This is a genomic window from Micromonospora sp. CA-246542, from assembly GCF_050942905.1.
Classification (GTDB): domain Bacteria; phylum Actinomycetota; class Actinomycetes; order Mycobacteriales; family Micromonosporaceae; genus Micromonospora.
This window is the reverse complement of record NZ_CP192040.1, coordinates 5,844,271-5,869,467: the sequence shown is the minus strand read 5'-3', so window position 1 is coordinate 5,869,467 and position 25,197 is coordinate 5,844,271. Positions and strand designations below refer to the sequence as shown.

Below are 25,197 nucleotides of genomic sequence, written 5' to 3'. Positions count from 1 at the left end.
GCATGCCGCGGATGGAGACCGAGCAGCGGTTCGTGACGGCGAACGGTGTACGCCAGGCGGTGCGGGTGGCCGGTCCGCCGGACGGAACTCCGGTGCTGCTGGTCCACGGCAACTGCTCCTCCTCGCTGTTCTGGGAGCCGTTGATCCGACGGCTGCCACCGACGCTGCGGGTCGTCGCTCCCGACCTGCGCGGGTTCGGCGACTCGGCGACCGCTGGAGTGGACGCCACCCGGGGCCTGCGGGACTTCGCCGACGACGTCGCCGCCCTGCTGGACGACCCGACGCTCTTCCCAGGCGCCGACGTCAGCGGCGCCGACAGCAGTGACAGCGACAGCAGCGGTGTCGACAGCAGTGGCGTCGACACCGGTGGTGGGGTCCGGCCGGTCGTGGTCGGGCACTCCCTCGGTGGGGGAGTCGCCATGCGGCTGCTGGTCGACCACCCACACCGGGTGGGGGCGCTACTGCTGTCCGCGCCCGTGTCGCCGTACGGCTTCGGTGGCACGCGCGACCTGAGCGGTACGCCGACCACGCCCGACTTCGCCGGTACCGGTGCGGGCACCGCCAACCGGGACTTCGTGGCCCGGCTCGCCGCGGGCGACCGGAGCACCGAGGGCCCGGCCAGCCCGCGTCAGGTGCTGCGGGCGACCTACGTGGCTGATCCGGCCTCGCTCGGCGTCGACGAGGAGCTGCTGCTCGACAGTGTGCTGTCCACCGCGATCGGCGAGGACAACTACCCCGGCACATCGGCGGAGTCGGAGAACTGGCCCGGCACCGTGCCCGGGAAGCGGGGCGTGCTGAACGCGCTCGCGCCGACCTGGTTCCGGCTCGCCGACGAGTTGGTGGCCGTCGCCGAGAAGCCTCCGGTCACCTGGGTACGCGGCGATGCCGACGTGATCGTCTCGGACACGTCGCTGCTGGACCTGGCGTACCTCGGTTCGCTGGGCGTCGTACCCGGATGGCCGGGGGCGGAGGCCTGCCCGCCGCAACCGATGGTCGGCCAGACCCGGGCGGTGCTGGAGCGGTACGCGGCGGCCGGCGGCGCGTACCGTGAGGTGGTGTTGCCCGGCTGCGGGCACAGCCCGCACCTGGAGCGCCCGGGGGAGTTCGTGGCGGAGCTGCTGGCGCTGACCGACGCGCGGGCCGGCTAGGGCCGCGTCGTGGGTGAAATATCCCACGGCGTCTCGACAAGCCTGCGGCACGTGGCAGACTCGCGCGCATACCTTAGCGGCCGTTCAGTGGCCGTGCGGAGTGTCTGGGGAGGCCGGTCGTGGCGCGCGAGTTCAGCACCGTCGGTGTCGTGGGGCTGGGCACCATGGGTGCCGGCATCGTCGAGGTCTTCGCCCGCAACGGCATCGACGTCGTCGCGGTCGAGATCGCCGAGCCGGCGCTGGAGCGCGGTCGGGCCACCCTGAAGGGCTCCACCGACCGGGCGGTCGCCAAGGGCAAACTCGCCGAGGCGGACCGCGACGCCCTGCACGAGCGGGTGCGCTTCGCGGTCGGGCTGGATGCGCTGCACTCGGTGGACCTGGTCATCGAGGCGGTGCCCGAGCACCTGGACCTCAAGCAGCGGATCTTCGCCGAGTTGGACCGGGTCTGCAAGCCGGAGGCCATCCTCGCCACCAACACCTCGTCGCTGAGCGTCACCGAGATCTCGGTGGCCACCAGCCGGCCCAACCAGGTGATCGGCATCCACTTCTTCAACCCGGCCCCGGTGATGAAGCTGGTCGAGGTGGTCCGCACGGTCGTCACCGCGCCCGAGGTCGTGGCCGACGTCGAGGCGCTGTGCGCCCGGCTCGGCAAGGTCGACGTCACCATCAACGACCGGGCCGGTTTCATCGCCAACGCGCTGCTCTTCGGCTACCTCAACCACGCGGTCGGGATGTTCGAGTCGCACTACGCGACGCGGGAGGACATCGACGCCGCGATGAAGCTCGGCTGCGGCCTGCCGATGGGCCCACTGGCGCTGATGGACCTGATCGGCCTGGACACCGCGTACGAGATCCTGGACACCATGTACCGGCGGGGCGGCCGGGACCGCCGACACGCCCCGGTGCCGCTGCTCAAGCAGATGGTCACGGCGGGGCTGCTGGGCCGCAAGTCCGGTCGTGGTTTCTACACCTACGAGCGGCCCGGTTCGCCGAAGGTCGTACCCGATGGAACGACGCCGCCGGCGGCGGACGCCGCGCTCGCCGACGGCGCGCGCGCCATCACCAAGGTCGGAATCGTGGGCTCCGGAACGATGGCCACCGGGATCGTCGAGGTGTTCGCCAGGGCCGGGTACGAGGTCGTCTCGGTGACCCGGGGCGCGGAGAAGTCCGCGTCGGTCTGTGAGGCCGTGAAGACGTCGCTGAACAAGGGCGTGGTCCGGGGCAAGCTCGCCGAGGCCGACCGGGACGCCGCGCTGGGCCGGATCACCTGGACGGCCACCCTCGACCACCTCGCCGACGTCGACCTGGTCGTCGAGGCGGTCGTCGAGGAGCTGAGCGTCAAGAAGGCCCTCTTCGCCAGCCTCGACGAGATCTGCAAGCCGGGCGTGGTGCTGGCCACCACCACCTCGTCCCTGCCGGTGATCGACGTGGCGATGGCCACCCAGCGGCCGGCCGACGTGGTGGGCCTGCACTTCTTCAACCCGGCGCCGGTCATGCCGCTGGTCGAGGTGGTCCGCACCATCCGCACCTCACCGGAGACCACCGCGACCGCGCGGGCCGTCTGCGCGGCGCTCGGCAAGACCGGCGTGGTCTGCGGCGACCGGTCCGGGTTCATCGTCAACGCGCTGCTCTTTCCGTACCTGAACGACGCGGTCAAGATGCTGGAGGCCAGCTACTCCACGGCCGACGACATCGACCACGCCATGAAGCTGGGCTGCGGCTACCCGATGGGCCCGTTCGAGCTGCTCGACGTGGTGGGACTGGACGTCTCGCTGGCAATTCAGCGGGAGCTGTACCTGGAGCTGCGCGAGCCGGGCTTCGCGCCCGCGCCGCTGCTGGAACACCTGGTAACCGCCGGCTACCTGGGTCGCAAGACCCGTCGCGGCTTCCGCGACCACTCGCACCGCTGACCGCGTCAACGCCGGGCACCGGCGGCGGCGTCTGAGTGATGTGACCTTCGAGGAGTACGTCAGCAGTCGCGGGCCAGCGCTCGTCCGGCTGGCTCGACTGCTGACCGGTGACGAGCACCGGGCCGAGGACCTTACCCAGGACGTGCTGTCCCGGGCGTACGTGCACTGGCGGAAGATCTCCCGTGCGGACCGCCCGGACGTCTACGTGCGCCGGATGATGGTCAACGCCAACACCTCCTGGTGGCGTCGCCGATCCAGCCGCGAGATGGCCACGGCGGAGTTCGCCGACCGGCCGGGGCGCGGCGACTTCAGCAGCGACGCGGCCGACCGGGACGAGATGTGGAGACTGATCCTCGGCCTGCCGGACCGGCAGCGTGCGGTGCTCGTGCTGCGCTACTACGAGGACCTCGACGACCTCACCATCGCCCAGATCCTCGGCTGTTCTCCGGTCACCGTCCGCACTCATGCGATGCGGGCGCTCAGCCAGCTGCGGGAGCGCCACGGCGTTTCCACGACGAACGGGAGCCGGCCGTGACCGACCTCGACGAGTGGATCGCACGGGCTATGCGGGAGCACGCCGACGGGCCCGTGGACACCGACCGCCTGATGACGGCGGCGGTGAACGGGGGACGGGCCCGTCGACGGCGTCGACGTGCCGTCATCGGGGCCGGGCTCGGCGTCGCGGTGGTACTCGGGACCGGCGTGGCACTACGCACGCCCTCGGCCGCACCGCCACAGCCGACCGTCACGCCCAGTCCCGTCGTAGTCACGCCACCGCTGGCGCCGGGGGTCCCCGGGGCAGCGACGCGTCCTGACCTGGTTGGCACGGACCCGGGGCTGCTGCACTTCGGCATCGACCCGACGGTCGCGAAGCCGGTTGCGTGGCGCTCGGCGGGCCAGGCCGAGAGCATGCGACTGGATCTGGGTGGCGGCGTGCAGGCCATGGCGATCGTGGCCGCCGACCCGCAGTCGGCCGAGATCGGCGACCCGAGCCAGGTTCATGACATCGGCCCCGACCGGACGGGCGACTCCACCAGTGACAAGGATTCCGACCTGACCGGCCGGTCCGACCCCGGTTCGAGGTACAACGGGGTGATACGTCGGCTGGACCGGCCCGCGCGGGGTTGGGTACTGCGCTGGCAGCCCGCCCCGGGCCTGTACGTCCGGGTCGCGGCACTCGGGGACACCGACGCCGAGATCCGCCGAACGGCGGCGGCGCTTCGGTTCGACGAGGCCCGTCGCTGTGTCGCGCCCATCCGGTTGACCGCTCTGCCGCAGGGCGCCCGGATCAGCGAATGCGACGTGACGGTACGGCGGCTGGCCTGGCCACGCACCGTGAACGTGACCGGAACCACGACTCCGACGCAGATGCCGGGAGGCGTCTCGGACCAGACCGAGGTGGCGTTGATCGTCAAGCTCGACGGCAAGGCCACCCTGCCCGTACGGCTGTACTACTCACCCCGTCCGCTCTCCGGCGACCGAGGGAAAGCCAACCGCGAGATCGCCGGTAGACCGGTGTTCGACATGGGCGACTTCTGGCACGTGCTCGGCATCCCCAACACGCTGCTGTCGATGGGGTACGAGAACCGCTGGGAGCGGTCCCCCACGGACGCGGAGGTCAGCACGGTGATCGGTGGGCTCCGGGTGGCCGACGACCTTGGCGAGCCGGCCAGCTGGGAGTGACCGTAACCTTGGGTGCGTGAGCCCCCGTCGCAATCGCCCTCGCCGGGACGAGAACGCCAACCTGGACGCCGACCGGGCTCGCCAGGGTGTCGCCTCGGTGCAGCAGTGGACCGACGGCGCCTGGCAGGTACGCGGGATCGGGGCGGGCGCGTCGGTCAAGACGTACCGCTGTCCGGGGTGTGACCAGGAGATCCGGCCCGGGGTGGCGCACCTGGTGGCCTGGCCGGCCGACGGTCTGGGTGACCTGACCGACCGCCGGCACTGGCACAGCGGCTGCTGGCGGGCCCGGGAGCGGCGTGGCCCGTCGGTGCAGCGCGGCCGGGGAGCGCCGCGCTACTGAGCGACCCGGCCGGGGCGTCTCGGGCCACGGCTGAGCGACCTGGCCGGGGCACCTCGCGCCACGGCTCAGCGATCTGGATCACGCTGTTCGTGCCTGGGCGGGCGGCGATGCCGACTTCGCGACAGACTGGGGCGGTGAGCACAGCGATCCGCGCGTCGTCGATCCTGCCCGGCCGCCGGGAGGACATCGAGCTGCACACCGCCGACGGGCTGCGGCTGGTCGGCGAGCTGGCCCTGCCGGCCGACCGGCCTCCGGTGGCCACCCTGGTCTGCCTGCACCCGCTGCCCACGCACGGCGGGATGATGGACAGCCACGTGTTCCGCAAGGCGGCCTGGCGGCTGCCGGCGCTCGCCGACCTGGCCGTGCTGCGGTTCAACACCCGGGGCACCAGCAGCGTCCGCGGCACCAGCGAGGGCGCGTTCGACGGCGCGGTCGGCGAGCGGTACGACGTGGCCGCCGCCATCGAGTACGCCGAGTTCGCCGAACTGCCCAACATCTGGCTGGTCGGGTGGTCGTTCGGCACCGACCTGGCCCTCAGGTACGGCTGCGACCCGGCCGTGGCGGGAGCGATCCTGCTCTCCCCGCCGCTGCGCTTCTCGACGCCGGACGACCTGGCGACCTGGGCCACGTCCGGTCGGCCGCTGGTGGCGCTGGTGCCGGAGTTCGACGACTACCTGCGTCCGGCCGAGGCGCGGGAGCGGTTCGCGGCGGTGCCGCAGGCCGAGGTGGTCGGGGTGCCCGGCGCGAAGCACCTCTGGGTGGGCGACGCGGAGACGGTGCTCGACGAGATCGTCAAGCGGGTCAACCCCGGGGTCGCCGTGCCCCTGCCGACGACCTGGGACGGGCCGATGGAGACCGGCGACGTGAGCGCGTACGCCGACCGGACGGTGGCCGCCTTCGCCGACACGCCCGTACCCCGCCCCGCCGACTGACCCCGCGCAGTTCCGCTCGAGGCGGCGTCCGTTCCGCTCGCGGTGGCGTCAGTTGCGTTCCTGGCGGGGGAGCACCACCTCACGCAGGATCAGTTGCAGCGCGGCAACCGTGGGGATGGCGATCAGCGCACCCACCACGCCCAGCAGCGCCACGCCGAGCAGCGCCGCCAGCAGGGCGGCGACCTCGTTGACCTCGACCGAGCGCCGCATCACCTTCGGGTAGATCAGATAGTTCTCGACCTGCTGGTAGACGAGGAAGAACACCGCGCAGGCGATGCCGGTGGGCAGGTCGGCGGCGAAGCCGACCAGGCTCACGATGACCGCGCCCAGGGTCGCGCCGATCTGCGGGATCAGATCGGTGACGGCGACGACCACGGCCAGCGCGAACGGGTACGGCAGGCCGACGATCAGCGCGAAGACGAACGTGGTCGCGCCGGCCAGCACTGCGATGCTCAACGCGCCGACCATGTACGCGCCCACCTTGGTGAGGATCGCATCGCCGATCAACGCCGCTCGCTCCCGACGCGACCGGGGGACCAGCGCGTAGCCCAGGGAACGCAGCTTGTCGAAGTAGGCCAGGAAGTAGATGGTCAACACGAGCACGGTCAGCGTCCGGAACACCGTGCCGAAGATCAGTTGGGCGCCACCGAGGACCCCGCCGAGGGCCCGGCCGATGGTGTCGGCGTTGGCCGCGCCCTGCACCCGCTCCACCACGTCGTACCGCTCCACCAGGTCGTTGACCGTCGGATTGCGACGCAACTCGTCGAGCAGGCTCGGGATCTGGTCGATGAACTGCCCGGACTGCGTCACGATCGGCGGAACCAGCGCCACGATGCCGCCGCAGAGCAGCAGCACCACGGTCAGCGCCACCACCGTCACCGCCAGGCCGTGGGGTACACCCCAGGTGCGCAGGCGAACCACCGCCGGGTTGAGGCCCACCGCCAGAAAGAGCGCGATCACCACCAGCACCAGAATGCCGCCGGCATTCCGGATCCCCAGATAGAGGGTGTACGCCAGCAGCACGCCCAACGCGCCGGTGAAGCCGACCAGGAAACTGCTGCGCCGCAGCGGACGCCCTGGCGTGCCGAACTTTCCCGACGGGACCGCCGGAGGCTCGTCCGGGTCGAATCCCGGTGCCGGCACCGGGACCGGTGGTGGCGTCTCCGCTGGTGGTGGGGTTTGCGCTGACGGTGGCGTCTCCGCTGGTGGTGGCGTCTCCGCTGGCGGTGGGGTTTTCGCTGACGGGGGACCAGGGGGCATGGCGGGGTCGTCGCCGGACGGGTCGCGCTGCGGCACCGAGGACCTCCGGCTCAGGCGGCGGGGAGACGACGGGTGGCGGCCACGAACGTCCGCCACGCGGCCGGCGCGAAGACCAGGACCGTGCCGGACGGGTCCTTGCTGTCCCGCACCCCCACCACGCCGGGCAGGTTGTCCGCCACCTCGACACACTCGCCGTTGCCGCTACGGCTGGACGTGCGCCAGAGCGCGCCGATCAGGTCCATGAGGTCACAACTTCCTTCATCAGTTCGATCGACTGGCGGCGGGACAACGCCCTGTTTCTGATCATCTCCCAACGCGCCAGCAGCGTAGCCACCTCATGTTCGCCATCGACCACGAGACCGTCAATCTGGTGCTCCATGTGCCCCACCCAACCACCATCGGCACCGCGAGCCAGGTTGAACGGTCCGGAGAGGCCGACGTGCAGCCCGGCGTCGGCCGGAATGATGTGCAGGCTGACGTGTGGTCGTTCCAGGCTGGCGACGAGGTGAGTGAGCTGCTCGACCATCGAACCGCGGATCTCCTCCCCGGCACGCCGCAGCACCAACTCGTCCACCACCGCCACGAACTGCGGCGGATCGGGTTGCGTCAGCAGTGACTGGCGGTCCAGGCGGGCGTGGACTCGGCGTTCCACCGCGTCGTCGCTGAGCAGGTCGTCGCAACGGATCACGGCGCGGGCGTAGTTCTCGGTCTGAAGCAGCCCCGGGATCAGCGTGGGTTGGAAGCACCGCAGCTGGCGGGCGCTCCGCTCGGCATCCAGCCACGGACGGAACCAACTCGGCTGACCGTCCCGCTCGGCGAGCTTGAGCAGATGGACGAGGAGGCTGTCGGTGGTCAGCACCTCGTCGGCGCGGGCCAGGACAGCCGGTCCAGGGGGCGTTGGCCCAGCTCCAGCGCCGACACCATCGAGCCGGAATAGTGGACCAGCCGGCCGAAATCCTCCTGGCTCATCCCGGCGGCGGTCCGCAGCCGGCGCAACTGCGCGCGGATCATGTCGGCTGTCAGCGCGGTGTCGCCTTCCACAGTGCCTCCGCAGGTCGAGGGTCGATTCCACCGACCGTCCCGGGCGCGCCACGCCGTCGACACAGTGCCGCCGCCGAACACGGTGATGCCTTCCGACCGTAGTGGTCTGATCAGCAGACTGTCACGTACCGGATCACGCGGCTGTCGTCGTCCTGAGCCCTGTCCCCGGCGGCGCAACCGCTTCCAGTCGAGGAGGTACCCATGCCCGGTTCTCGCTGTGCCGGTCGCGCGCTGCCCGTAACCGCAGCGTCCCGGTCGAGATGCACGCCGTCGGGCTCTGGATCGGGTGACCGGGGTCGTACACCGGTGTCGGGGCTGCCTCAGCCGCGACTTGGACCGTACCCCGCGTTCCCCAGACCCTGCGGTGCGCGGACGCCGCACACTCCGCTGCGACCCATGTGGTGCTGCCGGGCCGACGGTCGACCGTGGCCCTGTCGGACGCCCGGCTGCTGCTCAAGGCGGAGTTCGACGAAGACCCTGCCGCGCTGACCATCTACCTGGCCGGGCTTTACCACGAGGCAGCGCACGACCTCTACCAGCTCAATCCCTACGACGGGCCGACGCCCAGAGAGTTGTTCGAACGTTTCGTGGCGTGGGGGCCGTTCCGCCGCCCGATCATCGATCCACCCCCGGGTGTCAGCTAGGCCCTGCCGTACCCGTGCAGATCTTGGACACTTTCCGTCACGAGCTAACGGAAAGTGTCCAAGATCTGGTGGTGACGTAGCGGGTCGACGGCGAGAGCTGTCGGGATGCTGCCCGCCGATGACGCTGACGCACTCGACTGGCTCGCCTTCGAACAGGGGGCGTGGTGACGACCACCCAGGTCTCCGGGCTGCTCAGCGAGGGGTAGGTGCGGGGCCGGGCGCGGTGCTGGCAGAGGCAACCGCCGCCGAAGCCGGGGTACGGGGACTGCGGTGAGAACCGCTGCACGTGCTGGTGCCGGCAGACCGCCGTGCCGCGCGGACCACCCTGCGGCGACTTCCGATCGACATGCCCGCGGTGCGGGCCCCAGCCCTGGCCCGACTCCCGCGTGGACGAATCTTGGACAGTTGCCGTCAAGCGCTAACGGAAACTGTCCAAGATCTCGATGCTCGGGTGCGGGCGCCAGTCAGTCCTTCTCGATGGTGACCTTGCTGGGCTTGGCGCTGCGCTCGTCGGTGGTCGGCTTGGTGGGCCGCTTGCCGTTCTCACCCGTACTGGTGATCTTGGTCGGCTTGGCGCCCCGGCCACCCTCGCCCGGAACAGCGGCCACCGTCGGCTCGCCGTCCACCCCGGCGCTGGCCGTGCCACCGTCGACAGTCGTCACCGGCTCGGCCACCGGTCGAGTGCCGGCCTCGTCGGCGCTGGCGTTCGCCGGCTGCCGGACATCGGCGGGCGCGGCCTTGAGGCCACCCGCCGCATCGCTACCGCCAGCACCGCCACCCGCCGAATCGCTACCGCCAGCACCGTCACCCGTCGCTCCGCTGGCCGCACCGTCACCGGCTGTGGCGTCGTCACTGTCGCCCGGGCCGCTGCCCCGCTGGCCGAAACGGTCGCGGCACCGGCCGACACGGCGGAACCGTCGCCCGGACCGGTCCCGCTGCCCGCCGTCACGGTCGCGGCACTGCCGTTGGCCGTCACGGTCGCGGCACTGGCCGGCGCGTCGGGGCGGTCGCCGGTCGCCGGTGACGTCGGACCGTCGACCGGGCCGGTGATGGTGCGCAGCCGCAGCTCGGCCATCTGGCGCTCGACCTCGTCGGACTCCTGCCGGGCCTTCCACGTCTCCTGCCGCAGGTCGGCGAGCTCCTGCTGGGCCTGCGCGATCTCCAACATCACCTGAGCGAGCTGCTGTCGACCCGCCGCCGCCTCCTGCTGCGTCGCCGCCAGGTGCTGCTGCGTGGTCGCGAGATGCTGCTGGGTGGTGGCCGCGTACTCCTCGAACTGGCGGCGCGAGGCCGCGACGTGCTCGTCGGCCTTGCGCCGCTTGTCGCCCGCCTCGGTCTCGGCGCGGCTCAGCATCTCGGCGGACTCGGTCTCGGCGCGCTGGCGCAGGGTCGCCGCGTCCGCCTCGGCCGCCTGGCGGATGGCGTCCGCGCCCTGCTCGATCTCGTTCTTGCGGGTGGTGTACTCGGTCTCCAGCTCGTCGCGGCGTGCGGTGTAGGAGGTCTCCAGCTCGTCGCGGCGTGCGGTCCAGCCCGACTCCAGCTCCTGCTGGCGGGACTCGTGCTGCTTGTCCAGCTCGTCGCGGCGCTTGGCGAACTCCTGCTCGGCGGTGGACCGGCGCTGGGCCAGCTCCCGATCGGCCGCCTCGCGCCGGGAGTTGACCTCCTGCTCCACGCCCGCCCGCCAGGCGCCGAGCTCCTGTTGCGTCTGCGCTCGGGACTGCTGCACGTACGCCTCGGTCTCGCCGCGCATGCGCTGCACGTACGCCTCGGTCTCCGCCCGGCTGCGCTTGGACGCCTCGGACGCCTGCGTGGTGAGCCGCTCCGCCTCCTGCTGGGCCTTGGCCCGGGTGGCCCGGCCGGCCATCGACGCGTCGTCGATGATCTGCTTGGCCTCCTGCTGGGCCTTGGCGTGGGTCGCCCGGCCCGCCTCGGTCGCGGTGTCGGTGAGCCGCTTGGCCTCCTGCTGGGCCTTGACGTGCACTTCCTTGGCCGCCTCGCGCAGCTCCGCCGCCTCCTGGCGGGCGGTGGCCAGCGCCTCGCGGGCCTCCTCGCGTAGCTTGGTGGCCTCCTGCTGGGCCCGGGTGTGGATCTCCTTGGCGGCGTCCCGCAGCTGGGTGGCCTCCTGCTGGGCCTTGGCCAGCTCGTCCTGCGCCGCCTTGCGCAGCTTTGCCGACTCGTCCTTGGCCGAGCGCAGGGTCGCGTCCGCCTCGGCGCGGCGGGAGGCGCTGTGCCGCTCCTCCTCCTGCCGCCGAGCGGCGAGAGCGATTTCGAAGTCCTTCAATGCCCGGGCGGCCTGCTCGCGGGCTTCCTCGATGATGTGCTCGGCGGCGGCCCGACGGGCGTCGATCTCCTCGTTGGCCGCGGACAGGATCTGCTCGGCCTGCTCCTCGGCGAGGGTGAGGATCGACTCGACCCGGGGACCCAGATGCCGGAAGGAAGCCCGGTCGACCACGTTCATCTGCTTGCGGACCTGGGTCAGATCCCGCTGCAGCACCTCGACCTGGCCGGCGAGCTTGTGGATCTGTGTATAGGCCTGTTCCCGTTCGGCGGCGAGAGTCGCGATCTCGTGCTCGGCACGTGCGACGTACCGGTCAACCTGTTTCTTCTCGTACCCCCGGAGAGCGGACTCGAAGCTGGGCTCCGTGGTCACGTCCCCGCCGAGAGCGAACAGTTCCTCGCCGTGCGACATGCCCCCATCCTCACACGCATCGCCCGCGGCTGGGGCGATACGGACGCCGCTTGTGGGACCTACTTCACTCCGTGGCGAGGGCACCACACCAAGGGTTGGGAAACGCACACGGCGCGAGGTCACACCGGTTACCCGGTGTCACCTCGCGCCGTCGATGCCCCAACCTGACGCCTCGCGTCAGCCGGCGGTCTCCGCGGTGACCCGCTCCTGAGCGCCGTCGGTCTTCTTCGTCTCGGACTTCGCCGCCGCGGCGGGCGGCGACGAGGGAACGCCGGGCACGATGCCGGCGAGCCCGGAGAGCATCTGCCCGAGCTGCGAGGTGACCGCGTCCTTCTGCCGGGTGAGGTCCTCGACCTCGCGGCGGGCGGCCTGCGTGGTCAGCTCGGCCTCGGTGCGGGCCTCGGTGAGCAGACGCTGCGACTCGGCCTTGGCCTCGTTGAGCGTCTTGTCGGAGAGCGCCTTGGCCTTGTCGATCGTCTCGTTGGCGTGGCGCTCGGACTCGACGCGACGGGCCTCGGCGCGCTGCTCGATCTCCTTGGCGCGCTCCTGGGCGGCGCGGGCGCGCTGCTCGGCCTCGCTGACCATCTTCTGGGTCTGCGCCACCTGGGCGGCGTGCCGCTCGGATTCCTCGCGCTCGGCCTTCTCGCGCCGCTCGGCGAGTTGCAGCTCCAGCGCCTGGAGGTCCTTGTCGCGCTTGTCCCGGGCGTCGGTCAGCAGCTTTGTGGCCTCGGCGCGCTTCTCCTCGGCCTCGCGGGCGGCCTTGGCCCGCTGCTGGGTGATCTCCCGCTCGGCGGTGGCACGCAGGGTGGCCACCTCCCGTTCCACGGTCGACTTCAGCTCGGCCACCTCGTGTGCCGTGACCGTCCGCAGCTGCTTGGTCTCGCGGTCCGCGTCGGCGCGCAGCGTGTCGGCCTCGCGGCGGGCCTGCACCCGGACCTCGGCGGCCTCCCGCTCGGCGGCGGTACGCAGGTTGCCCGCCTCGCGTTCCGCGGTGGCCTTCATCGCGGCGGCCTCGGCGCGGGCCTTGTCCGTGATCTCCCGCGCCTCGAGGCGGGCGGCGGAGAGGATGCCCTCCGACTCGCGCTTGGCCTCGTTGCGGTGGTCGTTGGCCTGCTCCTCGGCGAGCCGGAGGATCTGCTCGACGCGGGTGCCGAGACCGGAGAGGGTGGGCCGGCTGTTCTCTTCGAGCTGCTTGTTGGTGTCGGTGAGCTTCTGCTCCAGCGCACTCATGCGCTGCTCGGCCTGGCGGAGACGACGCTGGGCGTCGTTCATCCGCTGCTCGGCCTCGGCACGGGCCTGCTCGGACTGGGTCAGCGCGGCGGTCATCCGGCCGATGAAGTCATCGACCTGGTGAGTGTTGTATCCGCGCAGGCCAACGGTGAAATCTGGCTGCGAGTTCGCGTTATCGAAGAACGCGAGAGGGGAGGACTGCTGCTGGGGCATTGGGACATACTGGCAGACGCCCCAGGGTGCTTCGCAAGAGCGGTACGAAGCTTTCGTCTCCTCTTTACATGGTCAACTGCCCTGGACTCCGGGGTCGGACCAATCGGCGATCTTGGCAGGTCCCGGGCCGGGCGGACGCCACGCAGCGTGACGCGAAAAAGGGCCACGGGGTGTCTCCCGTGGCCCTTTGTTCGACCCGGATGGGTTCGGGCAATTGGGGGTGGAAGAACAATGGCCGATCACCGCATTGGCCATCGGGTGCTCATCCGTCCGGCCGGTGTCCCGCTCAGTGCCCCCGGAACCGGTTGATCGCCGCTTCGTGCTGGGCACGCAGCTCCCCGTCCCGGACGCCCAGCCCGTCCGTCGGCGCGAGGCAGCGCACGCCGACCTTGCCCTGGTGCGCGTTGCGGTGCACCTCGTACGCGGCCTGACCGGTCTGCTCGAGCGAGTAGGTGCGGGACACCGTGGGGTGCACCTTGCCGAGCGCGACCAGCCGGTTGGCCTGCCACGCCTCGTGGTAGTTGGCGAAGTGGCTGCCGACGATCCGCTTGAGATGCATCCAGAGGTAGCGGTTGTCGTACTGGTGCTGGAAACCGCTCGTGGACGCGCAGGTGACGATGGTGCCTCCGCGCCGGGCCACGTAGACGCTCGCGCCGAACGTCTCCCGACCGGGGTGCTCGAAGACGATGTCCGGGTCCTCTCCGCCGGTGAGGTCGCGGATCCGCTCACCGAACCGCCGCCACTCGTCCGGGTCCTGGGTCTGGTCGTCCTTCCAGAACCGGAAGCCCTCGGCGGCCCGGTCGATGACCAGCTCCGCGCCCATGCTGCGGCACAGCTCGGCCTTCTCGGGCGAGGAGACGACGCAGACCGGGATCGCGCCGCCGTTGAGGGCCATCTGGGTGGCGTACCCGCCGAGGCCACCGGACGCGCCCCAGATCAGCACGACGTCGCCCTGCTTCATGTTGGCGCCGTGGTGGGAGACCAACTGCCGGTACGCGGTCGAGTTGACCAGCCCCGGGCTGGCGGCCTCCTCCCAGGTGAGATGGCGCGGCTTGGGCATGAGCTGGTTGGCCTTGACCACGGCGAGCTCGGCCAGCCCGCCGAAGTTGGTCTCGAATCCCCAGATCCGCTGCTGCGGGTCGAGCATCGTGTCGTCGTGCCCGGCGGCGTCCTCCAGCTCGACCGAGAGGCAGTGCGCGACGACCTCGTCACCGGCCACCCACCGGGTCACCCCGGGACCGGTACGCAGCACCACGCCGGCCGCGTCCGAACCGACCACGTGGTACGGCAGGTCGTGCCGGCGGGTCAGCTCGGAGACCCGGCCGTAGCGCTCCAGGAACCGGAAGGTGGACACGGGTTCGAAGATGCTGGTCCACACCGTGTTGTAGTTGATCGCGCTGGCCATCACGGCGATCAGCGCCTCGCCCGGTCCGAGTTCCGGCGTCGGCACCTCCTGCACGTGCAGCGCCTTGCGGGGGTCCTTGTCCCGGGTGGACATGCCGTCGAACATCCGGGACTCCTCGGCGCGGACGACCACGCCCCGGTAACTCTCCGGTACGGGGAGTCCGGCGACGCCGGCCAGTTCCCGGTCCGGGTCGTTCGATTCCTCCGCCGCCATGATCGCTTCGAGGATGTCCTGCACGGTGACCTCCGGTTCGTCCCACACCCGCGCGGGCCCGGGTGCTGCCATCGTCGGCGCCGGTGGGACGCGACCGCCATGTCGGCATTCGACACATCCGGCACCGGCCGCGCTCCTGTGGGCCGGGACGTTACTGAACGGTAGCTAAAGCCGGAAGTCCTCTGTGAAAAACTGCATCCGCCGATGCGTGAAGGTGCCCGACCAGCGCGAGAACCGCGCACAAACCCTCGCGGCGTCCCCGGTGATCAAGAGCTCCGCGTCATCTCCGGGCCCGGAAATGACGCAAACCTCTTGATCAACAGGGGCGGGCGGCAGGAGTGGGCGACAGAGGCCGCCGTCAGTGCGCTGCGGCGGGTTGGACCAGTTCGACCAGGACGCCGCCCGCGTCCTTGGGGTGGACGAAGTTGATCCGGCTGTCCGCGGTGCCGCGTCGCGGCTCGTCGTAGAGCAGCCGCATCCCCCGCTCGCGCAGTGCCGCGCAGGCCACGTCGATGTCCGCCACGGTGTACGCGACCTGCTGCACGCCCGGCCCGTTGCGATCCAGGAACTTCGCGATCGTCGACTCCGGGCTGAGCGGGGCGAGCAACTGCACGCAGCCGCCCTCGGCGGTCGGCCCGACCGCCAGCATCGCTTCCCGTACGCCCTGTTCGGCGTTGGTCTCGACGTGTACGCAGCGCATCCCGAAGGTCCGCTGGTAGAAGTCGATCGCGGCGTCCAGCTCGGCGACGGCGATGCCGACGTGGTCGATCTTGCGAAGTCCGATGTCTGTGACGTAGTCCGCACCGGGCTCGACGGGGGAGTTCTCTGTCATGGCGCTAGTCTGGCCGAACCATCGTTCAGGCGTACAGCTCGGCACCCCCCTCGGAGGCAGGCATGGCTTCGGTGATCGTCAGCGGCGCGCGGACCCCCATGGGCCGGCTGCTGGGCAACCTCAAGGATCTCCCGGCCACCAAGCTCGGCGGGATCGCCATCAAGGCGGCCCTGGAGCGGGCGGGTGTCAGCCCCGACCAGGTCCAGTACGTGATCATGGGCCAGGTGCTCCAGGCCGGCGCCGGTCAGATCCCGGCCCGGCAGGCGGCGGTCGAGGCCGGCGTACCGATGTCCGTGCCGGCGTTGACCATCAACAAGGTCTGCCTGTCCGGCCTGGACGCGATCGCCCTCGCCGACCAGCTCATCCGGGCCGGCGAGTTCGACATCGTGGTGGCCGGCGGGATGGAGTCGATGACCAACGCCCCGCACCTGCTGATGGGTCAGCGCACCGGCTACAAGTACGGCGACGTGGTGGTCAAGGACCACATGGCGCACGACGGGCTCAGCGACGCCTGGGACTGCTGTTCGATGGGCGAGTCGACCGAGCGGCTCGGCACGAAGCACGGCATCACCCGCGAGGAGCAGGACGCGTTCGCCGCGACCAGCCACCAGCGGGCCGCCGCCGCGCAGAAGAACGGCCACTTCGCCGAGGAGATCACCCCGGTGCTGATCCCGCAGCGCAAGGGTGACCCGTTGGTGATCAGCGACGACGAGGGCATCCGGCCGGACACCACCGCGGAGTCGCTGGCCAAGCTGCGGCCCGCCTTCACCAAGGACGGCACCATCACCGCCGGCAGTTCCTCGCCGATCTCCGACGGCGCCGCCGCGGTGGTCGTGATGAGCAAGGCCAAGGCCACCGAGCTGGGCCTGACCTGGCTGGCGGAGGTCGGCGCGCACGGCAACGTGGCCGGTCCGGACAACTCCCTGCACTCGCAGCCGTCGAACGCGATCAACCACGCCCTCAAGAAGGGCGGCCTGAGCATCGAGGACCTGGACCTCATCGAGATCAACGAGGCCTTCGCGCAGGTCGGCATCCAGTCCACGCGTGACCTCGGCATCAGCCCGGACAAGGTCAACGTCAACGGCGGCGCGATCGCCCTGGGGCACCCGATCGGCATGTCCGGCGCGCGTCTCGTACTCACTCTCGCCCTGGAGCTGAAGCGGCGCGGCGGTGGCACCGGCGCGGCGGCGCTGTGTGGCGGCGGTGGCCAGGGTGACGCGCTGATCATCCACGTTCCGGCGCAGTGAGCGAGGCGACCGGGCACGCTCCGGCGGCGGGAGTCACATCGGTGCGCCGTAGCCGGGACGTGCCGCTGCTGGTCGAGCGGGCCCGCACCGGTGACCCCCGGCGGTGGCCCGCCTGATCACCCTCGTGGAGAACGGCGACGCGCTGCTGCCGGCGATCGCCGCCGCGCTGGCGCCGTACGCCGGGCAGGCCCAGGTGGTCGGGCTGACCGGCTCGCCCGGGGTGGGCAAATCGACCACCACCAACGAGCTGGTCCGCGCGCTGCGGGCGCGGGGCCATCGGGTGGGCGTGCTGGCGGTCGACCCGTCCAGCCCGTTCACCGGCGGGGCGATCCTCGGCGACCGGGTGCGGATGCAGGACCACGCCACCGACCCGGGCGTCTACATCCGGTCGATGTCCAGCCGGGGCCACCTCGGCGGGCTGGCGGCGGCGACGCCGCAGGCGGTCCGGGTGCTGGAGGGTGCCGGCTGCGACGTGGTGCTGGTGGAGACCGTCGGCGTCGGGCAGGCCGAGGTGGAGGTGGCCTCGCTGGCCGACACCACGCTGGTGCTGCTCGCCCCGGGCATGGGCGACGCGATCCAGGCCGTCAAGGCCGGCATCCTGGAGATCGCCGACGTGTTCGTGGTCAACAAGGCCGACCGGGACGGCGTCGACGCCACGGTCCGCGACATCCAGGGCATGATCGCGCTTGGCGAGCGCGGACCGGGCCAGTGGCGACCGCAGGTGGTCCGTGCCATCGCCGCGCGGGGCGAGGGCATCGACGACATCGCCGCCGCCATCGACAAGCACCGCGGTTGGCTGGTCGAGCACGGCGAGCTGCGTCGCCGGCAGGAGGCGCGGGCCGCCGCCGAGATCGAGGCCATCGCGCTCGGCGCCCTCCGCGCCCGGATCGGCTCACTGCGCGATGGTACGGAGTTGAGCACGCTCGCCGCCTCCGTCGCTGCCGGTGACCTCGACCCGTACGCGGCGGCGGACGAGCTGCTCGCCCAACTGGCGAACTGACCCGGCGTCAACGGCCGCGCGATGCGCGCGCCTGGACGCGAAGCGCCCTCCGGTTTTAGTAGGCTCGCGGCCGGCAGCGAGCTGCCACGCGGCGGGCCGACGATCAGGTCGGTCCACAGTGCACCGGACCAGGGGAGACGTGAGCATGACGGACGCGGTGGAGAACGCCGGCACGACGCAGCCGACGACGGGCGCGGCCCGGGGTGTGACGTCGGTGTCCGACGAGGTGGTGGAGAAGATCGCCGGTGCGGCCGCTCGCGCGGTTCCCGGTGTCGCCGACCTCGGCGGTGACGTGGCCCGGTTCTTCAACAGCGTGCTCGACAAGGTCGGCCTGGACGAGGTGGGCGACGCCCGCCGGGGCGTCTCGGCCGACGTGAAGGGCACCTCGGCCGTCATCAACGTGGTCCTGGTGATCGACGCCGGTTCCGTCGTGGCCGACGTGACCGAGGCGGTGCGGGCCGCGGTCATCGAGGCGGTGGAGAAGTACGGCCTGTCGGTCACGCAGGTCAACGTCACGGTGGACGACATCGAGATGAACCAGCCGGGCGCCGCCGTCTGACCGTGGACCGCCTGGTTACCCGCCGGTACGACGCGACTTAGCGATCGTTCAGGCAAGGGCTCTACACTCGGTGTGCTGGTCGAGGAACCGAGGAGGAGCCCCGCGCATGGACGCCGACGAGATCGCCGCCGGACGGGCACGCTGGCAGGCCCGGTACGACTCCGCGCGCAAGCGGGACGCCGACTTCACCACGCTCTCCGGGATGACGGTCGACCCCGTCTACGGGCCGCCCGAGGGGGCCTCCTACCCGGGCTTCGAGCGCATCGGCTGGCCGGGCGAGTACCCGTACACCCGGGGTCTTTATCCCACCGGCTATCGCGGTCGGACCTGGACGATCCGGCAGTTCGCCGGCTTCGGCAACGCCCAACAGACCAACGAGCGATACAAGATGATCCTCGGCGCCGGCGGCGGTGGTCTCTCGGTCGCGTTCGACATGCCGACGCTGATGGGCCGCGACTCGGACGACCCGCAGTCGCTCGGCGAGGTCGGGCACTGCGGCGTCGCCATCGACACCGCCACCGACATGGAGGCGCTCTTCGACGGCATCGACCTGGCTGGCGTCACCACCTCGATGACGATCTCCGGCCCGGCCGTGCCGGTGTTCTGCATGTACCTGGTCGCCGCCGAGCGGCAGGGCGCCGACCTGTCCACGCTGGACGGCACGTTGCAGACCGACATCTTCAAGGAGTACATCGCGCAGAAGGAGTGGCTGTTCGACCCCGAGCCGCACCTGCGCCTGATCGGCGACCTGATGGAGTACTGCGCGGCCGAGATCCCGCGCTACAAGCCGCTGTCGGTCTCCGGCTACCACATCCGCGAGGCCGGCTCGACCGCCGCGCAGGAGCTGGCGTACACCCTGGCCGACGGCTTCGGCTACGTCGAGCTGGGTCTCTCGCGCGGGCTCGACGTGAACGTGTTCGCGCCCGGGCTGAGCTTCTTCTTCGACTCGCACCTCGACTTCTTCGAGGAGATCGCCAAGTTCCGCGCCGCCCGCCGGATCTGGGCCCGCTGGCTGCGCGACGTGTACGGCGCGACCAGTGAGAAGGCCCTGTGGCTGCGCTTCCACACGCAGACCGCCGGGGTGTCGCTGACCGCCCAGCAACCGGTCAACAACGTGGTACGCACCGCCGTCGAGGCGCTCGCGGCGGTGCTCGGCGGCACGAACTCGCTGCACACCAACGCGCTGGACGAGACCCTGGCACTGCCCACCGACGAATCCGCCGAGATCGCCCTGCGTACCCAGCAGGTGCTGATGGAGGAGACCGGCGTGGTCAACGTGGCCGACCCGCTCGGCGGCTCCTGGTACGTCGAGGCGCTGACCGACAAGATCGAGGCCGAGGCGGAGGAGATTTTCGCCCGCATCCGCCAGCTCGGCGGGGAGGGGCCGCACCAGATCGGTCCGATGACCTCGGGCATCCTGCGCGGCATCGAGGACGGCTGGTTCACCGGGCACATCGCCGAGTCGGCGTTCGTCTACCAGCAGGCCCTGGAGAAGGGCGACAAGAAGATCGTCGGCGTCAACCGGCACACCGGCACGGTCGCCAAGGAGCTGGAGATCCTGCGCATCTCGCACGAGGTGGAGCTGGAGCAGCGCCGGGTGCTCGCCGAGCGCAAGAGCGCACGGGACGAGGCCGCGGTGCGCGCGGCGGTGACCCGGATGGTCGAGGTCAGCCGCACCGACGGGAACATGATCCCCGCCATGCTCGACGCCGTCCGCGCCGAGGCCACGCTGGGCGAGATCTGCGACGCCCTGCGAGCCGAGTGGGGCACCTACCGCGAACCCGCCCGCTTCTGACCCCGCTCCCCACCCCCGGCCCCCCACCCCGTCGATCTTGCGGTTTCTGTCGCGGCATAAGCCGCGAAAGTGACGTAGCGCCAACCGAAAATGCAAGATCGGCGGGGCTGGGAACGGGGGGCCGTTTCGCGTTGTCCGATAGGCGTGAGAGTTGCGACGTTGGAGTTGTGGGTGAGCCGGGAACGCGGGCCCACGTGCGAGACTAGGTAACCATGAGCGACCCACGGATCACCTCGTCGATCTTCACCCGCGGCGCGGTCGACCTCAGCACGCTGCGTGGCCCCGCACCAGCCGGTACCCGCCCCGGCGCACCCCCGCAGGGCGGCCCGTCCGCCGGCACACCGGGTGCACCGACCGCCGACAACGCCTCCATCGTCGACGTCACCGAAGCGACCATCCAGTCCGCGGTGCTCGAGCAGTCGATGGCCATGCCCGTCATCGTCTTCTTCGGCGCGGCCGGCTTCCCGGAGAGCGACGAGTTCGCCCCGGTGCTCGAGCGGCTGGCAGCCGAGGGCGGCGGCACCTGGTTGCTGGCCCGGGTCGACGTGCAGGAAAACCCGCGGATCGCCCAGATGTTCCGGGTCCAGGGCGTCCCGACGGTCTACGCGGTCGTCGGCGGCCAGCCGATCGACGCCTTCTCCGGTGTGGTGCCCGAGGCCCAGCTCCGCCAGTGGATCCAGGCCGTTCTCAAGGCCGGCGGCGTGACCGTCGCCGAGCCGGAGGACCCGCGCCTCGACGAGGCGGACGACGCGCTCATGAGCGGCGACCTGGACGCCGCCGAGCAGGCGTACCGCAAGATCCTCGCCGACGCCCCCGCGGACGCCGCGGCCACGGCGGGCCTCGCCCAGGTCGGCGTGGCACGCCGGGTGGCGGGCGCCGACCCGGCCACCGCCCTGGCCGCCGCCGAGAGCGCCCCCGACGACGTCGCGGCCCAACTGCTGGCCGCCGACATCGAGGTGCTCAGCGGGCTGGCCGAGCAGGCGTACGCCCGCCTCGTCGGTCTGGTCCGGCGCACCGCCGGCGAGGACCGCGAGACGGTCCGCCAGCACCTGGTGTCGCTCTTCTCCATCGCCGGCCCGGACGATCCGGCGGTCGCCTCGGCCCGCAGGGCACTGGCCAGCGCCCTGTTCTGAGTTCGCAGCACGACTGTGCATGCGTAGTACGCCAGCGCGGGCCGGCGTTCGCCGGCCCGCCCGACCACCGGGGACGGGAGCTCATGATGCGCCGGATCGCCGTCCTCGACGCGCCGACAAACCTCGGCCTGCGACCGCCGACGTCCACCTCCGTGCCGGGCTGCGCCAAGGCGCCCGGCGCGCTGCGCGACCACGATCTGCTGGCCCGGCTGCGGGCCCGCGACGCCGGGTGCCTCACCGCACCCCGGTACGACCCCGGTGACTGGCGGCCCGGGGACGGTGTGTGCCACGCCCGGGAGATCGCCGACTACTCGCTCGCGCTCGCCGAGCGGATCGGCTCGATCATCGACCGGGGCGAGTTCCCGGTGGTGCTGGGTGGCGACTGTTCGGTGCTGCTCGGTTCCGCGCTCGCCATGCACCGCCTCGGTGAGGCGGTCGGCGGGCGGATCGGACTGGTCTTCGTCGACGGGCACTCCGACTTCCGGCACCCCGGCAACGCCTCCTACGTCGGCGCGGCCGCCGGGGAGGACCTGGCCCTGGTCACCGGGCGCGGGCAGGCCGACCTGGCCGCGTTGGAGGGTCGCCGGCCCTACTTCCGCGACATCGACGTGGTGGTGTTGGGCATCCGTGCGCAGGACGAGTACCGCCTCGACCTCCAGGCCGCCGGCATCACCACCCGCCCGGTCCCCGCGCTGCGCGCCGAGGGCGCCGCCCGGACGGCCCAGTGGGCACACGAGCAGCTCGCCGACTGCGCGGGCTACTGGGTACACATCGACGTCGACGTCCTCGATCCGGCGGTGATGCCGGCCGTCGACGCCCCCGACCCGGGCGGCATCGCCTTCGCCGAGCTGGAGATCCTGCTCGCCGGCCTGGTCGACACGCCACACTGCCTCGGCGTCGAACTGACCGTCTTCGACCCCGACTACGACCCGGACGGCTCGTACGCCGCCGAGATCGTCAACACCGTGGTCGCCGGTCTGGCGCCCGTCACCGCCCCGGAGGCGATGCCGCCGCGGCTGCTGTCGCCCCGGCCCACGCCCGCCGCGCGACGTGCCACCGAGCGGACCGCCGCCGGCCGGTCCGACCGTGCCGAGCGCAATGGCGGGTCGGCCGGGCTTGATCGTGCCGCGGGGGTCCCGGAATCTGCCGGCCCTGATCGCGGTGCGGGCACCGTCGCGGGCGCTGCCCGGTTCGATGAGTTCGACGGCGAGGGCCTCGACGAGGACGACACCTCCGGCGCGGCCTCTCCCGGCCTCGGCTCCTCCCGCATTCCGCTGTCGAGGAGTGAGGCGGCCGACGAGGTCACGGCGGAGGCCGAGCCATCCGTGATCCGCGACCGGTCCCCGTCCGAGCCGTCGGGCCTCGCGGCGCAGATGGCGGCCTCGGTCGAGCCGTCGGGTCCCGCGGCACAGATCGCGGCCAGGGCCGAGCCGCCGGGTCCCGCGGCCTCCGTCGAGCCGTCGGGCCTCGCGGCGCAGATCGCGGCCTCGGTCGAGCCGTCGGGCCTCGCGGCGCAGATCGCGGGCACGGTCGAGCCGTCGGGCCTCGCGGCGCAGATCGCGGGCACGGTCGAGCCGTCGGGCCTTGCGGCGCAGATCGCGGGCACGGTCGAGCGCGAGCCGGTCGGTCCGCCGGCGTCGGCCGGCCCGGGTCTGCTGCGGCGGCCCTCCCCGCCGGCCCAGAACGCACCCGAAGGGCCCCAGACCGACACCGCCTGACCCGCTCGCGGCCACCCGACCCGTGATCCACTCGGTGTCAGCGAAACCGGGGTGTCCGGACGGCTTGGACGCCCCGGTTTCAGCGAAACCGAGTGGATCAAGGCCCGCACCGGGTGGTTCAGGAGGTGGGCAGGGCGCGGAGGAAGCGTTCGGCGATCGGGACGGCCGAGGCGGTGCTGGCGCCGCCCTTCTCCACGAACACGGCGAACGCGACGTCACCCCGCCAACCCACGAACCAGGCGTGCGTGTGGGCCGGGTTGTCGTCGAACTCGGCGGTGCCGGTCTTGCCGTACACCTCGCCGCCCGGAACGTCCTTGAGCGCGCTGGCGGTGCCGGCGGTGACCACCTCGCGCATCATCGTGCGCAGCGCCGTGACGGACTCGGGCTTGAGCTGCTCGCCGGGCGGGGCCGGCTTGGCCGGCGCGGGGTCGACCAGCAGTTTCGGCTGCTCGAAGCGGCCCCGGGCGACGGCCGCGGTGGCACCGGCCATGGCCAGGGGGCTGACCAGCGTGGTGCCCTGGCCGAACGACGCGGCGGCCTGCTCGGCGGGGCTGCCGCCGGTGGAGACCTTGCCGGTGAAGGCATCCACGCCGAGGTCCCACTGCCCCTCCAGCCCCAGGGACCGGCCGGCGGCGGCCAGCCCGTCGCCGCCGAGCTTCGGCGCCATCGAAGCGAAGGCCGTGTTGCAGGACTTCGCGAAGTCGGTGCGGAACGGCACCGAGCCCAACTCGAAGTTGTCCGAGTTCTTGAAGGACCGGCCGTCGACGGTGAAGGTCTTCTTGCACTCCACCGGGCCGTCCAGAGTGACCGCGCCCCGGTCCAGCAGGCCCAGCGCGCTCACCATCTTGAAGGTGGAGCCCGGCGGCACCTGTGCGCTGAACGCCAGGTTCTCGCCGGCCGGGCCGGGACCGTTCGCGGCGGCGAGTACTGCGCCGTCGCTGACCCGAACCGCGACCAGCGCGGAGCGGCGCGGCTCCGCGCGCAGGGCCCCGTCGGCCGCGTTCTGGGTGGCCACGTCCAGGGTGGTCTTCAGCGCCTGGCCCGGCTGGGGTTCGCGGCGGAACAACTCGGTGCCGGTGGGCGCGAGCTTGCCGTCCTCGGTGGGCCGCTCGACCAGGACGGTCAGCCCGGGGGCGCCGCGCAACCGCTCGTCGTAGCGGCCCTGCAGGCCACCGTGTCCGACGAGGTCGCCGGCGACGTACCTGTCAGGGTGGGCGGTGAGGTCGTCGGCCTGCGCCTGGTCGACACTGCCGAGCAGCGCGCGGGCGAACTCCCGGGTGGGTGCAAGGTCGAGCTTGTCGGAGATGAACTTGGTGCCGGGCAGGTCGTAGATGCGAGGTTTGATCTGCTTGTACGCGTCCTCGCGCAGGGTCACCACCTCGACGAACGCGCCCGGATCGGCCTCGGCGACCCGCTTGGGCAGGTCGGCCAGGTCGACGCCGGGGACCAGAGCCGGACGGATCGCCTTGAAGGCGGCGTCGAGATCCTTGACCAGCTTCTTGATGTCGGTGACCTGGTTGGGCTGCACGCCCACCCGCACGATCGGCCGCGGTGACACGATCGGCGTGCCCGCCGCGTCCAGCACGCCGGCGCGCGGGCCGGCGTCGCGGCGCAGCGCCAGCCGGTCGCCCCTGGTGAGCTGCTCGTGCAGGACCCGCGGCTCCCACATCACCCGCCACTGGTCGTCGTCGCCCTGGATGAGCCGCAGCTCCCGGTCGTACGTCCAGTGGGTCTGGCCCGGCAGCGTCCAGTCCACCCGGATGGTGGTGGTCGCGATGTTCTTGGTGATCTTCGGTTCGCCCTGCCGGGTCAGCGTGGGCGGGGTCGTCGCCAGCTCGCCGGACAGCTCCTTGATCTCCTTGCTCACCTCGGCCGCCGGTGTCTTCGCGCCGGTCGAGTCGACCATGGCGACCGCCTGCAGGTCGCCGCTGCGCCAACCGGCGAGGAAGGCGTCGGCGCTGCGCTCCGGGCCGTCGTCTCCCGAGCACGCCGCCAGCACACCGGCGGTGAGCAGGGACGCGGTGAGCGCGGCCACCCGGCGGGCGCGGTTCGACCGGTTTGGGCGGGGGTAGGACAAGGTCATGAAGCGGTCCTTCCGATCTCGTGCTGCCCTGCACGGTAGTACGCGAACGCTGTGCCCAACGTCCCGAGAAGTCCTCGACGTGCGGAAAGACGGACCGAGCCGGTGTGATGAACATCGCGCGG

Annotated in this window: 17 protein-coding genes and 5 pseudogenes; 14 read left to right on the top strand and 8 right to left on the bottom strand. The window is 71.7% G+C overall.

The window, feature by feature from the left end:
- The first annotated feature begins 2 nt into the window (after positions 1–2).
- The 6 genes from ACQP0N_RS27170 (at position 3) to ACQP0N_RS27145 (ending at position 6,013) form a co-directional block, all read left to right on the top strand.
- Complete coding sequence (locus ACQP0N_RS27170) at positions 3–1,148, top strand: alpha/beta fold hydrolase (protein ID WP_433115109.1); 1,146 nt, start codon at positions 3–5, stop codon at positions 1,146–1,148.
- Between the two features lie 119 nt (positions 1,149–1,267).
- The gene (locus ACQP0N_RS27165) at positions 1,268–3,058 is read left to right on the top strand and encodes a 3-hydroxyacyl-CoA dehydrogenase family protein (RefSeq protein WP_433115107.1); all 1,791 of its coding nucleotides are present in this window, start codon (positions 1,268–1,270) and stop codon (positions 3,056–3,058) included.
- 40 nt (positions 3,059–3,098) lie between these two features.
- Positions 3,099–3,593, top strand: coding sequence for a SigE family RNA polymerase sigma factor (locus ACQP0N_RS27160; RefSeq protein WP_433115105.1), 495 nt, complete (start codon positions 3,099–3,101; stop codon positions 3,591–3,593).
- The gene (locus ACQP0N_RS27155) at positions 3,590–4,741 is read left to right on the top strand and encodes a hypothetical protein (RefSeq protein WP_433115103.1); all 1,152 of its coding nucleotides are present in this window, start codon (positions 3,590–3,592) and stop codon (positions 4,739–4,741) included. Before ACQP0N_RS27160 ends, ACQP0N_RS27155 begins: the two co-directional genes overlap by 4 nt.
- Positions 4,742–4,757: 16 nt before the next feature.
- Positions 4,758–5,081, top strand: a complete 324-nt coding sequence (locus ACQP0N_RS27150; protein ID WP_355053606.1) for a hypothetical protein — start codon at positions 4,758–4,760, stop codon at positions 5,079–5,081.
- Between the two features lie 134 nt (positions 5,082–5,215).
- Positions 5,216–6,013 carry an alpha/beta hydrolase gene (locus ACQP0N_RS27145; protein ID WP_433115101.1) on the top strand — a complete coding sequence of 266 codons (798 nt, stop codon included), beginning with the start codon at positions 5,216–5,218 and terminating at the stop codon, positions 6,011–6,013.
- 48 nt (positions 6,014–6,061) lie between these two features.
- On the opposite strand, the gene ACQP0N_RS27140 is transcribed toward ACQP0N_RS27145, so the two are convergent.
- From ACQP0N_RS27140 to ACQP0N_RS27130, 3 genes and pseudogenes are all read right to left on the bottom strand, one after another.
- Complete coding sequence (locus tag ACQP0N_RS27140; RefSeq protein ID WP_433115099.1) at positions 6,062–7,273, bottom strand: AI-2E family transporter; 1,212 nt, start codon at positions 7,271–7,273, stop codon at positions 6,062–6,064.
- A 50-nt stretch (positions 7,274–7,323) separates the two neighbouring features.
- A complete protein-coding gene (locus tag ACQP0N_RS27135) occupies positions 7,324–7,515 on the bottom strand; it encodes a DUF397 domain-containing protein (RefSeq protein WP_433115097.1) in 192 nt (63 codons plus the stop codon).
- A pseudogene (locus ACQP0N_RS27130) lies at positions 7,506–8,284 on the bottom strand (helix-turn-helix domain-containing protein). Before ACQP0N_RS27130 ends, ACQP0N_RS27135 begins: the two are co-directional and overlap by 10 nt.
- Positions 8,285–8,620: 336 nt before the next feature.
- Here ACQP0N_RS27130 and ACQP0N_RS27125 point away from each other — a divergent pair.
- Positions 8,621–8,958, top strand: a pseudogene (locus ACQP0N_RS27125) (hypothetical protein).
- Between the two features lie 464 nt (positions 8,959–9,422).
- Here ACQP0N_RS27125 and ACQP0N_RS27120 read toward each other — a convergent pair.
- The 4 genes and pseudogenes from ACQP0N_RS27120 to mce form a co-directional block, all read right to left on the bottom strand.
- Positions 9,423–11,647, bottom strand: a pseudogene (locus ACQP0N_RS27120) (hypothetical protein).
- Between the two features lie 177 nt (positions 11,648–11,824).
- Positions 11,825–13,090 (bottom strand): cell division protein DivIVA, encoded by a 1,266-nt coding sequence (locus tag ACQP0N_RS27115; protein WP_433115095.1) that lies wholly within the window; start codon positions 13,088–13,090, stop codon positions 11,825–11,827.
- Between the two features lie 286 nt (positions 13,091–13,376).
- Positions 13,377–14,732 (bottom strand): crotonyl-CoA carboxylase/reductase, encoded by a 1,356-nt coding sequence (ccrA, locus tag ACQP0N_RS27110; protein ID WP_433121845.1) that lies wholly within the window; start codon positions 14,730–14,732, stop codon positions 13,377–13,379.
- 334 nt (positions 14,733–15,066) lie between these two features.
- Entirely contained in the window at positions 15,067–15,540 is a 474-nt protein-coding gene (gene mce, locus ACQP0N_RS27105) for a methylmalonyl-CoA epimerase (RefSeq protein ID WP_433115094.1), read from the bottom strand.
- A gap of 62 nt (positions 15,541–15,602) precedes the next feature.
- Between mce and ACQP0N_RS27100 the strand changes: the two genes are divergently transcribed.
- The 7 genes and pseudogenes from ACQP0N_RS27100 (at position 15,603) to ACQP0N_RS27070 (ending at position 22,992) form a co-directional block, all read left to right on the top strand.
- Positions 15,603–16,787: an acetyl-CoA C-acetyltransferase gene (locus ACQP0N_RS27100; RefSeq protein WP_355053597.1), complete on the top strand. Its 1,185-nt coding sequence runs from the start codon at positions 15,603–15,605 to the stop codon at positions 16,785–16,787.
- Positions 16,784–17,787, top strand: a pseudogene (gene meaB / locus ACQP0N_RS27095) (methylmalonyl Co-A mutase-associated GTPase MeaB). Before ACQP0N_RS27100 ends, meaB begins: the two are co-directional and overlap by 4 nt.
- A gap of 145 nt (positions 17,788–17,932) precedes the next feature.
- Entirely contained in the window at positions 17,933–18,346 is a 414-nt protein-coding gene (locus ACQP0N_RS27090; RefSeq protein ID WP_433115091.1) for an Asp23/Gls24 family envelope stress response protein, read from the top strand.
- A 106-nt stretch (positions 18,347–18,452) separates the two neighbouring features.
- Entirely contained in the window at positions 18,453–20,141 is a 1,689-nt protein-coding gene (locus ACQP0N_RS27085; RefSeq protein WP_433115089.1) for an acyl-CoA mutase large subunit family protein, read from the top strand.
- A gap of 212 nt (positions 20,142–20,353) precedes the next feature.
- Complete coding sequence (locus ACQP0N_RS27080) at positions 20,354–21,274, top strand: tetratricopeptide repeat protein (protein WP_433115087.1); 921 nt, start codon at positions 20,354–20,356, stop codon at positions 21,272–21,274.
- Positions 21,275–21,357: 83 nt separating this feature from the next.
- Positions 21,358–22,603 (top strand): annotated as a pseudogene (locus tag ACQP0N_RS27075) (arginase family protein).
- Positions 22,600–22,992, top strand: a complete 393-nt coding sequence (locus ACQP0N_RS27070; RefSeq protein WP_433115085.1) for a hypothetical protein — start codon at positions 22,600–22,602, stop codon at positions 22,990–22,992. The pseudogene ACQP0N_RS27075 and the gene ACQP0N_RS27070 overlap by 4 nt, the downstream one beginning before the upstream one ends.
- Positions 22,993–23,110: 118 nt before the next feature.
- On the opposite strand, the gene ACQP0N_RS27065 is transcribed toward ACQP0N_RS27070, so the two are convergent.
- Complete coding sequence (locus ACQP0N_RS27065) at positions 23,111–25,075, bottom strand: penicillin-binding transpeptidase domain-containing protein (RefSeq protein WP_433115083.1); 1,965 nt, start codon at positions 25,073–25,075, stop codon at positions 23,111–23,113.
- Between the last annotated feature and the right edge of the window lie 122 nt (positions 25,076–25,197).

Excerpts from the sequence above, each read along its gene's own strand:
- ACQP0N_RS27170 (WP_433115109.1), top strand. The coding sequence starts at position 3 with ATGCCGCGGATGGAGACCGAGCAGCGGTTCGTGACGGCGAACGGTGTA.
- ACQP0N_RS27140 (WP_433115099.1), bottom strand. The coding sequence starts at position 7,273 with ATGCCCCCTGGTCCCCCGTCAGCGAAAACCCCACCGCCAGCGGAGACG.
- ACQP0N_RS27135 (WP_433115097.1), bottom strand. The coding sequence starts at position 7,515 with ATGGACCTGATCGGCGCGCTCTGGCGCACGTCCAGCCGTAGCGGCAAC.
- ACQP0N_RS27115 (WP_433115095.1), bottom strand. The coding sequence starts at position 13,090 with ATGCCCCAGCAGCAGTCCTCCCCTCTCGCGTTCTTCGATAACGCGAAC.
- mce (WP_433115094.1), bottom strand. The coding sequence starts at position 15,540 with ATGACAGAGAACTCCCCCGTCGAGCCCGGTGCGGACTACGTCACAGAC.
- ACQP0N_RS27100 (WP_355053597.1), top strand. The coding sequence starts at position 15,603 with ATGGCTTCGGTGATCGTCAGCGGCGCGCGGACCCCCATGGGCCGGCTG.
- ACQP0N_RS27090 (WP_433115091.1), top strand. The coding sequence starts at position 17,933 with ATGACGGACGCGGTGGAGAACGCCGGCACGACGCAGCCGACGACGGGC.
- ACQP0N_RS27085 (WP_433115089.1), top strand. The coding sequence starts at position 18,453 with ATGGACGCCGACGAGATCGCCGCCGGACGGGCACGCTGGCAGGCCCGG.
- ACQP0N_RS27080 (WP_433115087.1), top strand. The coding sequence starts at position 20,354 with ATGAGCGACCCACGGATCACCTCGTCGATCTTCACCCGCGGCGCGGTC.
- ACQP0N_RS27065 (WP_433115083.1), bottom strand. The coding sequence starts at position 25,075 with ATGACCTTGTCCTACCCCCGCCCAAACCGGTCGAACCGCGCCCGCCGG.